This is a genomic window from Pedobacter suwonensis (genome assembly GCF_044762335.1).
Classification (GTDB): Bacteria; Bacteroidota; Bacteroidia; order Sphingobacteriales; family Sphingobacteriaceae; genus Pedobacter.
The window spans coordinates 120,032-134,126 of the sequence record NZ_JBIWEB010000007.1; the positions used below are offsets into that span (position 1 = coordinate 120,032).

Consider the following 14,095-nt stretch of genomic DNA (forward strand, 5'->3'; position numbering starts at 1 on the left):
AATATATAAAATATGTATTCTTTATTTTAATAAAAAGTATGTATATATGTATAAATAAAATTCATCTTATCACCCTCAAACCGCTCGTCAAAATGAAAATCACTTTTCCATCAGTTAGTCCGATTATGATATCCTAATGGTATATCTTTAAATATCAGATAATAATTTGTTATCAAAATAACTGCCGTTCCTCGCGTCTAAGGTGCTAAAATGTCTGATTAGACTTGTATTTTAATACAAATTGAGAATATTTTAATTCGTATTTCTTTATTGTTTAATAAACCTTTAACCAAATAATCATGAGAAATTTATTGTCAATTATCATTCCTGTGCTTGAAGGGATGGAAGAATCTCCATTGAAGCACCAACTTTTAACCTATTTTCCGCAACAGGCTGAACATTTCAAAACAATTGAAGACAGTTTTGTGAAACTAACGGCAGTTCTGCATGACAGGGACCATCTTAAACCCTTTTTTCATAGCTGGAGCCAAACCAACAACAGTGCAGTTACTGTTGCGGGATTAAGTAACCGCATGACCATGCTGATCCATAAAAATATACCTGTGGCAGATGAAGCTCAGCTTTTCAGATCGGTAGCCAGCCTAAACAGAATTGTTGATGAAGATCTGGCAGTTGTTGGCAAAGTGTTGCACTCTGATCTGTTTTATACGATGGCGACAAATACCTGTGGCGACGATGGATGGTTGTTAAGGCAATATCTCGATCCTAGCGCACGTGCTTTTAAATATTGGAAAGACCAAAACTCGTTGCGCAACAAAGATTTAATGATCGGCTTGTTAACTACGCTGGTTCATGAAATTTATACCCATGGTGAGGTGGAGTTTATTTTACCAAAGTTTACGAGTTGGCTGGAAGATGATTTTGGTTTTGATAAGGATACATTGAAACATACCTTGGCCTGGATAACTGTACACTGCGGGCCAACAGAAAAAAACCATTTCTTTTATGCTGTTAATGCCATCAATTATTACGTTAAGGCGATGGGTATAAATTTGGCTGATTATGATTTACGTGAGATTGTTGCTGATTATTTGAGTAAAAAGGCAGCCGTAATGGAAACCATTAGCGCCAGTTTGGATCCTGTACTTTCTGAAGAAGAAATTGTATAAATGATGACGGCTGAGCTTGTAGAAAACCACATGATCTGTAGCAGGGAAATGCTGAACGAATTATTGGTGAAACACCTGGGCGAAATACCCTGCAATGGTGCTGATTCATTTTCGCCAGTGCCTGTTGCTGTAAGCCGTAGCGAAATTTCACGGATGGAAAAACTATGCCAGGTGCTAAACAAGGCACTGACCAATATTGTAAACGCTTATTTCGACGATGAAAGGATACGTGCCATTTACAATTTTGATGCTTGTTTGAACAATATTTTGAGCATTGCAAGCGTACAACCTTACGAAGTTGGCCTGTACCGTCCTGATTTTTTACAGGCAGAAGATGGCAGCACCAGAATCTGCGAAATAGGGGCCAGGTATCCGATTAATGGTTGGATGCTGAGTTATTACCTGAACATGATTGCTGAGGATAGCAGCTTGCCCCTATTAGAGGCTGTTCCTCATCAGCGCGATTTTATCCGTACCGTTTTTAAACGCTTCAATAATCATGAGCCTATTGTGCTGGTACATGAGAAAGAAAAAGGAACCGAAGTGTTTTACCTGTTGAATGAGTTTAGCAAACAGGGCTTAAATTATATTTCTGCAAATCCAGCCCAGTTAAAATGCGAAAACGGCTTTATTATGCTAGATGGTAAACCCGTTGATCAGTTTATATTGGAAATGGACCGCGAAGAACTGCGTAAGTTTGATCCTGAAGTATTGAAACTGATCATCAGTAAAGGCAACTACTTTAACGATGTACGTACATTGATATTGGTTCATGATAAACGCATCCTTGCTGTGCTGTATAACGAAGAGATCATGAGCAATTATCTTTCTGAAGAAGAATATCTTTTCTTACAGTCGTTTTTAATTCCCACATATACCCTACATACACCAGATAAAAGGAATGAAGTAAGCAACTCGTCCTTAAATTGGGTATTAAAACGCAATAGTGGTGGCCGTGGTATTGATATGTATGTAAAAAGTGATTGCGAAGCCGGTTTTTGGCTGGATACGATTGATACACAATGGACAGAATACATGGTACAGCAGTATGTACCCCAGCGTTTGTTTAAATATGGCAACGATACCGGAAAGAGCCTGATCAATCTGGTAGGGATGTTATTGTGTTGCAATGACCGGTCATTTGGTCATGGCCTGTTCCGTGGTTCAGCAGAAAGTGTGGTTAATGTCCATCAGGGTAGGGGAGTCATTTTTCCTGCAATGGTATCAACATCATAGGTATGACGCATGCTGTTATCATCCCGCTATTCAATAAAGCAGCTTACATCGTGCAAACATTAAATTCGCTCATCCGGCAAAGTAAACAACCGGATGAGTTGATCATTGTTGACGATTTAAGTACAGATAATAGTCTTTCTGTCGTCTACGGTTTTTTGCGCGATCATATTTCGGCTTTTGGCAATTGCAGGATACAGGTTATTGAGCTCCCCGAAAATAAGGGACCTGGCAATGCACGCAATATCGGTTTTGCTGCTGCCAGTTGCGAGTTAATCAGTTTTTTGGACGCCGACGATGAATACCATCCAAATTTACTGGAAGTTGCCGCTCATGCATTTGAAAAGCATCAGCTGGATTTTATGGTGCTTAATATCGTTTTCATGCCGGGTAAGGAAATATATCCTGATCTGGAACCTTTAAAAAAGTACCTTGAACCGCTTGATACGGATTTGTATCTGATTAGCCATCCTTTAAGGGCAGTTAGCAATCCGCATTTTATTATGGGGGTTGGCAGTAATGTAATTACACGAAGTAAATGGATTGCCGCTAACCGATATGAGCCCGATGCGCAGTTAAATGAAGGTATTGATTTTTGGTATCGGGTACTTAAAGGCGTATTGAACGAGGTGCCAGGGAAGATAGCCTTGCAAACCGGAGCTTATCTTTATGTTAATGAGGTGCCTGGAAGCCTTTCTCGGAAAACATACAGTCATTTCAAGCAGATCGAATTGCCACTGGTGATTGGAAGGTACATCAGGAGTAAGGATAAACATGACAGGCTGTTGATGGGCATGATCGGTGAGCGCTGGTATAAACATGCGTTACAAAATTTGCCCTCCAATCGCCAAAGAATAAGTTTTTTATGGCATTATCGCAGTTATTTGCCAAAATACATTGGCTATCTGCTTATCAAAAGATAAATAATGATCAATCCAACGCTCAATCAATACTACCAGGTTGTCAAACAATCAGATCTTTTCAGGTCTTATTATCTTAATTATGAAGATTATTTAGATGCGCCGATAATTGGTAAGAAGGAATTGATTAAGCTATTAAATGACCATTTTGATCTGCATAGCCAGGAACAGGGGGTTTATCTGGTGCGCTCTGGTGGATCTACCCAAAAACCGCTGGTTTTTCCAGTCGATATTGCAGAAAATCTCGGACAGCGTGCAGCCCTTGCTTCCACATTACAACAAGCTGAAGTATTTACCCCAAAAACCATTGCGCTCAATATGTTTGGTTATATGGATATGTACCGTACCGCCGCAATTATGGACGATCTGCTGGAAAGGTGCAGTGCGACAACTTTAGTAGCCGGTGGAAACCTACCTTTTGAAGACACTTACCAGATGGCACTAAATTTTAAGCCCGATGTATTATTGGGTACACCTTCAAAATTATTTTGTTTTGCGCAATACCTTAAAAAACACCAGCTTTGTTTATCCGTCACCAATCTCTTATTTGGTGGCGAGTTTTTACCACCGTCATATATCAAACTTTTTGAAGATACTTTTGAAACCCGGCAGGTCTATTCATTATATGGTTCTGCAGAAACGGGGATATGGGCCTGGTGCGATTATAGCCGATCGCCATTATTGTTCAACGTGATTGATGGCCTGATAGTGGAAGCAGATAATCCTGATGCAGATGGCTATGGCTCACTATTGGTCAGCAATCTATTCCGTAAGCGTTTTCCAATCTTTAGGTATGATACCGGCGATATCGGCAAATGGGGGGAAGTTGATGGAAAACTTTATCTTGAGTTAAAGGGTAGATCTTCAAATTCCTTTATGTTTAATGAGTGCAACTATGATCTGGATGATTTTAATGCTGTTTTTGCTGATGTTGAACGGTTTCAGATACAGATTATCCCTCATGAAGGACATACGTCAATAAGGTTTATGCTGATAACCGGTTTAGCCAATACCGACAAAGATGTGTATGTAGAACAAAAACTTCAACAGCTATATGAGGTGTTTGGGTACAAAGTAAAAAATGTAGAGGTTTTAGCTGGTAATGATTTAAATCTGTATACCAATGCTATTACCGGTAAAACACCGTTGGTGATTGATCACCGGGTTTGATATTGGTTTAAATTGTCGCTATGCTGTTGCCAACGTTTTTGAAGAACGTTTATCAGCCACTGGCTTTTTTTTCTTTTTACGTTTGCCAAGCCAGATCATAAAACCGGTTATCGGCAGGCTCGCCGTAAATAAGGCAACCACAAAAGCCAGGATTTTTGTGCCCAAACCATAGATACTTCCAGCATGTACAGGCAAAACATACTTTTTGATTTTTGTCCCCAAGCTTACAGATGCAAAGGGCAGCTGTCTGATGATCTGTCCGGTTTTGCCGTCAAAATAAGCTGCATTGGTGCATCCGGGAGGTAATTCTTCACTTTCCTTTTGAGCCATGATCGCCAGACCGCTTTTAGGTGAAATATTGAAGTTAAGCCTACCTGGATTAGGGTACAACTTATTCATACTGTCCTCGATCTTCTGCAGGATACCTGGATTGGCTTTTTTAGACTTTACCAGGTTTTTGGGCGAAAGTTCCTTCTGCGCTTTACCGTCTGCCAGTTTATAGATCAGGTTTTCTGCCCAATTGTAACTCATTACGAGGCCTGTAAGGGTAATCAGGATCAGGAAAAACGAGAGATAAAAGCCAGTTACCGCATGCAGGTCCCAGTTAAGCCTCTTGTTTTTGGCATTCCATTTAATTTTAAAGCGTTGTTTGATGGCCTTTTTATTGGCCGGCCACCAGATCATGATTCCACTAATAGTAAGAAATAAACAAATGCAGCAGGAAATACCGGTTATGGCCTTTCCTGTTTGATTCAGTAATAAATAACGATGCAGGTTCCTTACTGATCTAAAAAACTGTTTCTGAAAAAGGCCTTTGTACAACACCGCTCCGTTATAGGGATTGAGATAAGCAACTTTCATTTCAGGACCTTTACCAATACGTGCTTCTGCACTTCGTTCAGGTTCCGCCTCCAAAATTAATTTAGATACTTTTTTGTCAGGGTAAATACTATTGGCAATATTGAATATACTGTCTGCACTTAAACGTTGCCGGGTGGGACTTACAAAATGGCGTTCCTTAAAAAATACCAGTTCCAGTTCATCCTCAAAAGTAAGCAGGCAGCCCGACAATGCAACCATCATTAAAACAAGTCCTGTGATTAAACCCAGCCACAAATGCAGCCAGCCCGTAATGCCTTTAAACCGATTATTGGCCATTCTGTTAAAACTTCAGCGCAATGCTGCCAATAAATTGTACCGGAGCCTGTGGCGTTAACCTTACCGACCAGGCTTTTTCACTGGTTAAATTGTTTACCTTAAAGTTAACGCGGTATCTGGGCTGGTCATAAAACAGGGCGGCATCCAACATGGTGTAAGCCGGTATGGTTATCTTGGTACTTTGTGTGTTGGTTTGGTAGGATTTACTTCCGTAATTACCGCCAAAGCCAATACCAAGGCCGCGCAGGCTTCCTTCCGGCAAACGATAACTCACCCAGAGATTAGCCATTTTATCCGGACCGGATAATGCCGGACGCAAATTATTTACCGTTGCATCAGCATTGGTGAATAAGCTGTAATTGTAAGCATAGCCTGCTATAATATTCAGGCCACTGAAAGGGTTTGCGATGATGTCTACCTCGATACCGCGGCTGAGTTGCGCGCCGTCCTGGATAGAATAGTTGATATCCCTTGGGTCCAGACGCAAAACATTTTCTACCTTTATATCATAGTAACTTACCGTTCCTGATAAACGGTTATTAAATAAGTCGCCTTTCAAACCAAATTCCAGCTGATTGGCATGTTCTGGTTTGAATGCGGTACCATCAAGTGACTGGCCGTTTCGATTAAAAAATCCACCCATATAATTACCAAATAACGACAGGTGATCTTTGCTAATTTCATAAACTAACCCTAGCTTTTGTGAAACAGCTGTTTGTTTATAAGGACCTGCAGACGTGCCGCTTGAGCCTAAACCTCCGGTGATTTGGCCGGTTACGATATTATAGACACCCTTATAGTCGAACATGTTTATCCTGATGCTCGCCATGGCCAGCAATTGGTCGGTAATGTTAAATACGTCTGATACATAGGCTCCATAGGTGTTGTCGCGGTTATATTCTTTACGTAAAGTACCCCTGCTGGTCAGCGAGTCTACCTTGAAACGGCTGATGCGATACGCCGGCTGCGGGTTTATAAAGTTTACATCCTGGTTGTAATTAACGGTAACCCGGTCAAAATCATTATAATTATTATAAAAATCTATACCGGCAACCATGCGGTTACGAAATTTTCCTATTTTAAAATCACCTATAAAATTCTGCTGTATGTTGGTTGCAATAAAATTGGTATTTCCAACTATAATCTGCGGGCGCACTGTAGTGGCAGATCTTCCGTTCAGTGCAGTGATGTAGCCGTCAATGGTTGAACGGTTTCTGGAGATAATGGTTTGGGATGTCCAGCTACCCGATATTTTATAATTTACCTGAGCAAAGATGTTCAGCATCTGTGTGGAATAAGTAAGATCGTTGCTCAGGAATGTCTTATTATACGGGAAGCCGATATCGGTTATCGATTGATTGGTATTAGGTATGATAAAGGGATTGAATCGCACAACAGATGTGCCTTTTTCCTGTCCAAATTCAACATCCATCAACAGTGACAATTTATCGGTAAGCTGATAGGAGAAGCTGGGGGCTATCGCAATATTATTGGTGAAACCAAGGTCCTGAAAGCTTTTTTGATGTGTAGTAGCTGCGTTCAGGCGGAATAAGGCAGTTTTATCCGCATTAACGGGTGTATTTACGTCAAGTGTTAATCGGTTAAGGTTCCAGCTTCCTGCGGTATAGGCTACCTCACCACCAAAATCGTTATAAGGTTTTTTAGTTACACGGTTATATAAACCGCCGTAGCTACTGGAAATATTGGTGCCAAATAACGTTGTAGATGGCCCCTTGATGGCTTCAATCCGTTCCAGATTTACTGGATCGATAAATGAAAAAGCAGGTCCGGCCACACCGTTGCGGGCGTTAGGTTCGGTTTCAAAGCCACGAGAGCGGAAAGTAACCCTTCCCTGGTTCAGAATTAAAGGGATGCCCGCTCCAGGTACGTTTTTCGAGATGCTACCCAAATCTATTACAGCTTGCTCCTGCATCAGTTCTTTCGATACGGAATTGTAAACCTGCGGGTTTTCCAGGTTTTTGAGTGGCAAGCGCGCCACATAACGGCTTTCACGTTTGGAAAATCTGTTAATGTTGGAAGCGATGGTCACTTCCTGCAAAGCTTGTACGTTTTCTTTGGGTAATTGAAAATTGCCCGTTACGGTTTGCCCTTCTATAACGGTAACTTCTATCATGTATTCTGGTGCGCCTAAAACCTGGATTTTTAAATGATAACTCCCCCTGTTAATATGATTAAAGTGGTAAGTGCCGGTTTCGTCTGTAAGCGTAGCCTTTTCGAGTTCGGTTATGGTAACAGATGCTGAAGCATAGGGAGTGCCGTTCACAAGAAGGATTTTACCGGTAATGCTTCCAGTGTTTTGAGCGGTTGCTGTTAAACAGCTGGATAGAATAGCAGTTACAAGCAGCGTACGTAAATAACTTATCATTAGTTAAGGGATAGAAAATTAAGGCGCAAATATATTTAATTAAAATAAGTCTAAATAAATTTTGCAGATAATATTTCCGTAGGTAACCTGATAAAGGCATGCTTAAAAGGAGCTGAGGTTTGGTTAAGAAAGGAAATGCAAAATTTTTATGCTGCTGACCAAAAATAGGTTGGTTTTAGATGATTATGGTTTTTCGATTTTGATGCTGCTATTTAAAATCACAGAAGGCCAATATCGGTTGGTGAAATGCTTGTATGAAGAAATTTGTGTGCTTAAAGTACCAATACGGACTAAAGGATTATGAATGAGGCTTGGGGTTTCCAAATAAAAAAAAGCCGCTCTTTTGGAGCTGCCTTTCTCTGTTTGGGGAGTAAATCCCTTTTGTAGCCCGTAGGGGAATATAACCATATTCTTATCTTACTAGCTTTCAATATCTTAATGGCTGTTTGAATTCCTGCGCACCGAATTACTCACCACAACCTTAATGCAGACTAACTCTAAATCTTACAATTCAAATATACAATTCGATATTCCAGAATACAAATATTGATCTATCAATTTGTATCGTGTATTGAAATTTTAAAGCAATCAAAACGTTATGAATCACTCTCCTATTAGATTATTGGTTCGGATCGTATCAAGTTGAAATGTATTTTGATGTGATACATCGGAGAGTCTAAGTTAAATTATTATTTGTGTTCATTATCAGATAATTGATAGTCTAGCATATAATACAGCAATAACAAATTTGATAACAGATATCCATATATCTATATTTACAGCTTAATATAAATAATCAAATAAATTAATGCGAAAATTTTTAATCCTTATCACTTGTCTTTTAGCATTCTCTTGTGCTAAAGAATCTCTACGATTTAAAAAAAATGACCGATTAACAACTTCAGAGGCGAAACAGTATTATGATAATCTAAGCAAGAACCAGCAGGTTAAATTTACTAATGGTAACATAGCGCCGATTACGTCTGTGATTACGCCTAATTGGAAAAGTACCACTGAAGTTGTGATAAATTCTTACAGCATGGTCGAGGTAGCCATTGCAATCCCAAAGAATGAGATTTCAATTTACCATTTAAATGGTGAGCGTGCAAAAGATGATCTTAAAAGGTCAAAATTTTCATTATCAAGACTGATTGTTTACAAAGACTCTTTGGCCTCTCTTAAATCAAGCATTATAACCTATATCCCAGACATTAGCTATATAGATAAGGGAAAAAGTATACGGGAGAATACTTTTGCAAAGTTAAACTCCTCTTTTACCGGATATATTGAGTTCAAAAAAATGGATGGAGTACCATATCGTCTGCTACGTATAGAAAACGGTAAGGTTATAGGGAAATATAAAATCAGCAATTCGTCGATGAATAAACAACTGAGCGCGAGTACTGAAATGTCTGCCTCATCTTGTGTTCCAATGTGTACGCCCATCTTTCAGACTATTTGCTCAGGTCCGGGTGGTCCTGGGAGTGGAGACGATAGCGATTGGATCTGTGAGACTCAGGAGATTGGGCAAAATTGTACATTAATATGTAGTGATGGTGGAGGTGATAATCCTAGCCCAGGTGGTCCTGGTACACCAGGCATATTTGGTATTAATGGCAGTAATGCAGTTGTACAGGCCTCCAATTTTGGCGCATTGATTGACTATGTTAAATCAATGGGGTACTTGGTTTCCGATCAGTTTAAAACGACCCTGACTGTTGACGGTGTAACTTATACCGGAACAATGACGGAAATTTATACCAATGACGGCAAGGTCGTTAGCGCTTACTTCCACGCAGATCAGTCTCAAGGCCCTTTTACAGGAGATTACTATTATAACATAGGTAAAGGAAACGGGTCTGACACATCTAGCGAGAATCCCTCTTCTTTCCTTCCTGAGACCATAACCGGCACAGATATCACCTGGACAAATGGAACATCATCTTATTCTTCTGTTTCCGCTGAAGCGATCCCCAATCTCTCGGATACCGATCCAGAGGTAGCGGCCTGGAATGATCCGCCGCAAGCGCAATATGGCGTGAAGGTCGCTCCCTCTTACAGTACGATGTATGCTAACTATCCAAAAAATTCTACAGGCGGAGATATGCCGGCTCCAGATGTTTACACATTGGTAGGTGGAAACATCCTAAGCTTGTATCAGTCTAATCCGGTAGCGTACGCAAACGCTTGCGCATTACGCGTTTCGCGAGCTTTAAATTATTCGGGAATTGCAATTCCTTATATCCCGGGAGAGACAACAAGCGGTGCAGATGGTAAGTATTATTTCGTTTCATCAGCGCATCTCTATAATTATGTAAAGCAGATTTTTTCAACCACCGACAAAGTTGAGTTGACCGCTGCTGACGGAGGCCCCCAAGGAACTCTTTTTAGGGGGAAATTAAAAAATATAAAAGGTTTATACATAATGCAACCGAACTACCCTTCAAAATTCGGGGCCATGGGGCATGCAACTTTGTGGACAGGAAGCATGGCTATTGGTGGTCACGATTATTTTAATGCAAACGGTGGAACGGCAAAAGTTACAGTTTGGAAGTTACCATGAAAAAAACATTTTTGATAATGCCATTTATGTGCATTTTACTTTACACAGGAGGCTGTAAGGTGAGTAAAAAACACGCCAATGCGTCGGTCTTAAAAGAAAAACGCCAATGGGCAAAGGAGTATGCATTATGCAGTTGTTTGTCTTTGATAAGCAAACAAGATACAGCGCTTCAAAACGACATTAGTAAAACGGTATATGTGGAAATAACTGATTACAATCGTTCCGGTTCCCGAAACATTTACAAGGCTATTGACAGTCTGGCATACAAAACTTTTCTTTCTATTGGACCCTCCCAGATCGCAGATTATGAAGGGAGGAAGCCTTATATGAAGTCTTGCATCGAATTTTCACAGAGTAAGCAATTGGATTCATTAATTCGCAGTTATGATTCTCAAATACAGGTTGATCCTCGTTAAGCTAATCTAGGTATTTCAAAGGTATATAGCGCTATTAATAGTGAGGTGACAATTCCAAGGGGTTGGTGCTTCACTATTCTACTATCAAACTAAACCGAATTTAAATTTTAAGGCGCCTTGGGAATATAGACAACATTTTAAAGCATCTAGCATACCTTAATGAATGTAGTAAAATACAACAGGTAATCCAGGATCCTATTAAATACAACAAATAATAATTTTAAGACAATAATCAGTAGCCAAATAGGGAATGCCTAGTTGTTTTAAGGTGCTGTTTTTCAGATTTTTAAATGGTTTTGAATTGTTTACACACCGAATTAATCACCACTATATTGGTGGAGATTAACTCTTGATCTTATAAATCAAAGGTACAATTTGATAAAATAGACAATTAAATTTCCTATAAGAAATCAATATAGATTTTGACTTTCTTTTTAACAAAATAACTTAGCCTACGTTAGGCGATTAAAGAATAACACCTATGCAAAATTTTACTTGTGGAATAAACGGTCGATTTAATTTATGATCTTTATTTTAAGGTTACTTTTTCAGTCATAAAGTACATATTCATTTAACATTGATTTTTATTACATTATATTTATCTTAAATGTATAAAACATCATTACGCATATTTGGATATGCAAGGGTGGGTAAGTTTGGGATAAAATTTAGATTTATAAATCAATGCGTTGAAAAATATAGGATAAAAGATAGTTTTGAGTAAAGATGTAAAATTTGGTAAACTACAGTTCAACTAATTAATAGATGTTATAAGGGATTCTTTAAGAGTTGGTGAATCGATGCTATAATATATAACTCTAAAAAATCTTTCTATTCAGGCTTTTTTTATAGTAGAAAGATGTGCGAGTAAAGATATTATCGAGCTTTTAACGTTAGCGGTGCAATATCATTTTATTAATTTATTAATGTACCCTTTTAACGTATTGGCCTCAAAGCCATTCCCGATTAATTCCTTCATCCTCGAATTATGTTCTGCAAACAACCTCATTAGATATCTGCTTTTTTGTGATTTGCCTGTAAACTGTTCTTGCAAAGTCGCTGCAGTAATCTGTTGCCCTGTGTCGAGTAAAGCCTGATGAGCCATTCTCATCTTACTTTGTAAGCTATCCAGGTAGCTATTGAGGGTTCTGACATTTTCCTTTGTGCCAATGGCACGCCCTGCAGAACTATTCCATTTGTCGGATTCACATTCACGACCAATAGACATTTCTGCCCGTTTACCATCTACGGTGATGCGCATATAAATGGCCCTTGGGCCTCCTTTGTAGACTTTTTGCTTTCTTAGATAATAAAGCAGATGAAAATTACCTTTCATAATTACTTACTTAGAGTGAAACAAAAGTAAGGCAGCAGCTTTTTCGCATCAAGATGTTTACTCGGTGAACATGTTGGCGTTCAGGTTATTATTGAGAATTCGGTGCGTAGTGTTTAGCGTTTTAGATACGCACCGAAATACTCACTTTTTTATCGCGATTCGATGCATATTTTGGGTTTTTGATGTCAATAAAAAACCCTGCAAATGTTTGATTTGCAGGGTTTTGACATCATTTGACATTGATTTTTGTAGCCCGTAGGGGAATCGAACCCCTGTTTCCAGAATGAAAATCTGGCGTCCTCACCCCTAGACGAACGGGCCATTTTCAGTATTTAATTTCCGGTTTTCAATTTGCAGTAAACTGCCAACTGAGAACCACCAACTGAATTGGTAGCGGGGACACGACTCGAACGTGCGACCTTCGGGTTATGAGCCCGACGAGCTACCAACTGCTCCACCCCGCACTCTCATGTATTTTTAAGGGAAATACCAACCTTCAATTTTGCAGTGTTGAAACTGATAAAAAAAACCGCTCAGCTTTGTAGCGGTTTCGTAGCCCGTAGGGGAATCGAACCCCTGTTTCCAGAATGAAAATCTGGCGTCCTCACCCCTAGACGAACGGGCCATTTCAGTATTTTAATTTCCAGTTTTCAATTCGCAGTAAACTGCCAACTGAGAACCACCAACTGAATTGGTAGCGGGGACACGACTCGAACGTGCGACCTTCGGGTTATGAGCCCGACGAGCTACCAACTGCTCCACCCCGCACTCTACATACAACTCGTTTTTTATGAATTAAATCCTTAACTCTGTTTCCGAATTGGAATGCAAAGATATAATTCGTTTCTTTGTACTGCAAATTTTTTTTAAAAAATATTTTAATGGCGCATAAAGCAGGTTTTATTAGTATAATAGGTAAACCAAATGTGGGTAAATCTACCCTTATGAATGTGCTTGTGGGCGAGCGACTTAGTATTATTACCCCTAAGGCGCAAACTACAAGGCACCGTATTTTAGGTATCGTAAATGAAGAAGATTATCAGATCGTTTTTTCCGATACGCCCGGCATAATTAAGCCAAAATACAGTTTGCAGGAAAGTATGATGAGCTTCGTTAACGGATCTTTAACCGATGCTGATGTACTTTTATTTGTAACCGACATTAATGAGGTGCATGATGAAGACGATGTTCTGGATAAAATCCTGAGTAAGGATATTCCAACAATTGTGTTGATCAATAAGATAGATCAGGCTACGCAAGAACAGGTAGAAGAGAAAATTGCCTGCTGGCAGGAAAAGTTAAATCCGGTTGCGGTTTATGCCATATCAGCTTTACATAAACACAATGTAGATGGGTTGTTGGATCGCGTACTGGAAATGTTGCCAGAACACCCGCCATACTACGACAAAGAAGATTTAACCGACCGCTCTGAGCGTTTTTTCGTTTCGGAGATGATCCGCGAAAAAATCTTCATGAATTACCAGAAAGAAATCCCTTACAGTACCGAAGTGATTGTAAAGAGCTTTAAGGAGGAGGAAATGAAAAATGGCAAAGGCACCATGATCAGGATTACTGCAGAAATTGTAGTCGAAAGAGATTCGCAAAAAAACATTTTAATCGGCACTGGCGGAAGCATGTTAAAAAAGGTTGGGACCGAGGCACGTTTAGAAATCGAGAAATTTCTAGATAGCAAGGTGTTCCTGGAAATGTTTGTAAAGGTAATTCCCGACTGGAGAAGTAAAAAGAATTATTTAAAAAGCTTCGGTTACGATAATTAATTCCG

The 14,095-nt window shown here is 39.5% G+C and carries 10 protein-coding genes and 4 tRNA genes; 7 read left to right on the forward strand and 7 right to left on the reverse strand.

Annotated elements, in window-relative coordinates:
- Window positions 1-299: 299 nt before the first annotated feature.
- From ACIQXP_RS13120 to ACIQXP_RS13135, 4 genes are read left to right on the forward strand one after another with little or no spacing between them, the layout of a single operon-like run.
- On the forward strand, window positions 300-1,130 hold the full coding sequence (locus tag ACIQXP_RS13120) for a hypothetical protein (RefSeq protein ID WP_293742831.1): 831 nt from the start codon (window positions 300-302) through the stop codon (window positions 1,128-1,130).
- On the forward strand, window positions 1,131-2,366 hold the full coding sequence (locus ACIQXP_RS13125) for a hypothetical protein (protein WP_387505639.1): 1,236 nt from the start codon (window positions 1,131-1,133) through the stop codon (window positions 2,364-2,366).
- A gap of 2 nt (window positions 2,367-2,368) precedes the next feature.
- Window positions 2,369-3,286: a glycosyltransferase family 2 protein gene (locus tag ACIQXP_RS13130; protein ID WP_387505641.1), complete on the forward strand. Its 918-nt coding sequence runs from the start codon at window positions 2,369-2,371 to the stop codon at window positions 3,284-3,286.
- Between the two features lie 3 nt (window positions 3,287-3,289).
- The gene (locus tag ACIQXP_RS13135) at window positions 3,290-4,453 is read left to right on the forward strand and encodes a phenylacetate--CoA ligase family protein (RefSeq protein ID WP_387505643.1); all 1,164 of its coding nucleotides are present in this window, start codon (window positions 3,290-3,292) and stop codon (window positions 4,451-4,453) included.
- 18 nt (window positions 4,454-4,471) lie between these two features.
- Here the strand turns inward: ACIQXP_RS13135 and ACIQXP_RS13140 are convergent, their stop codons facing one another.
- A complete protein-coding gene (locus tag ACIQXP_RS13140; protein WP_387505645.1) occupies window positions 4,472-5,611 on the reverse strand; it encodes a PepSY-associated TM helix domain-containing protein in 1,140 nt (379 codons plus the stop codon).
- 4 nt (window positions 5,612-5,615) lie between these two features.
- Window positions 5,616-7,997: a TonB-dependent receptor domain-containing protein gene (locus ACIQXP_RS13145; RefSeq protein ID WP_387505647.1), complete on the reverse strand. Its 2,382-nt coding sequence runs from the start codon at window positions 7,995-7,997 to the stop codon at window positions 5,616-5,618.
- A gap of 808 nt (window positions 7,998-8,805) precedes the next feature.
- Here ACIQXP_RS13145 and ACIQXP_RS13150 point away from each other — a divergent pair.
- The gene (locus ACIQXP_RS13150) at window positions 8,806-10,560 is read left to right on the forward strand and encodes a T6SS effector amidase Tae4 family protein (protein ID WP_387505649.1); all 1,755 of its coding nucleotides are present in this window, start codon (window positions 8,806-8,808) and stop codon (window positions 10,558-10,560) included.
- Window positions 10,557-10,976 (forward strand): hypothetical protein, encoded by a 420-nt coding sequence (locus tag ACIQXP_RS13155; RefSeq protein ID WP_293742838.1) that lies wholly within the window; start codon window positions 10,557-10,559, stop codon window positions 10,974-10,976. Before ACIQXP_RS13150 ends, ACIQXP_RS13155 begins: the two co-directional genes overlap by 4 nt.
- Before the next feature lie 907 nt (window positions 10,977-11,883).
- Here the strand turns inward: ACIQXP_RS13155 and ACIQXP_RS13160 are convergent.
- The 5 genes from ACIQXP_RS13160 to ACIQXP_RS13180 form a co-directional block, all read right to left on the reverse strand.
- Window positions 11,884-12,312, reverse strand: a complete 429-nt coding sequence (locus ACIQXP_RS13160; protein ID WP_293742839.1) for an Arm DNA-binding domain-containing protein — start codon at window positions 12,310-12,312, stop codon at window positions 11,884-11,886.
- Window positions 12,313-12,561: 249 nt separating this feature from the next.
- Window positions 12,562-12,633: transfer RNA gene (locus ACIQXP_RS13165), tRNA-Glu, on the reverse strand.
- Between the two features lie 67 nt (window positions 12,634-12,700).
- Window positions 12,701-12,776: transfer RNA gene (locus ACIQXP_RS13170), tRNA-Met, on the reverse strand.
- An 89-nt stretch (window positions 12,777-12,865) separates the two neighbouring features.
- Window positions 12,866-12,937 (reverse strand) — tRNA-Glu (locus ACIQXP_RS13175).
- Window positions 12,938-13,004: 67 nt separating this feature from the next.
- Window positions 13,005-13,080: transfer RNA gene (locus tag ACIQXP_RS13180), tRNA-Met, on the reverse strand.
- Window positions 13,081-13,193: 113 nt separating this feature from the next.
- Here ACIQXP_RS13180 and era point away from each other — a divergent pair.
- On the forward strand, window positions 13,194-14,090 hold the full coding sequence (era, locus tag ACIQXP_RS13185; protein ID WP_387505650.1) for a GTPase Era: 897 nt from the start codon (window positions 13,194-13,196) through the stop codon (window positions 14,088-14,090).
- Window positions 14,091-14,095 lie beyond the last annotated feature (5 nt).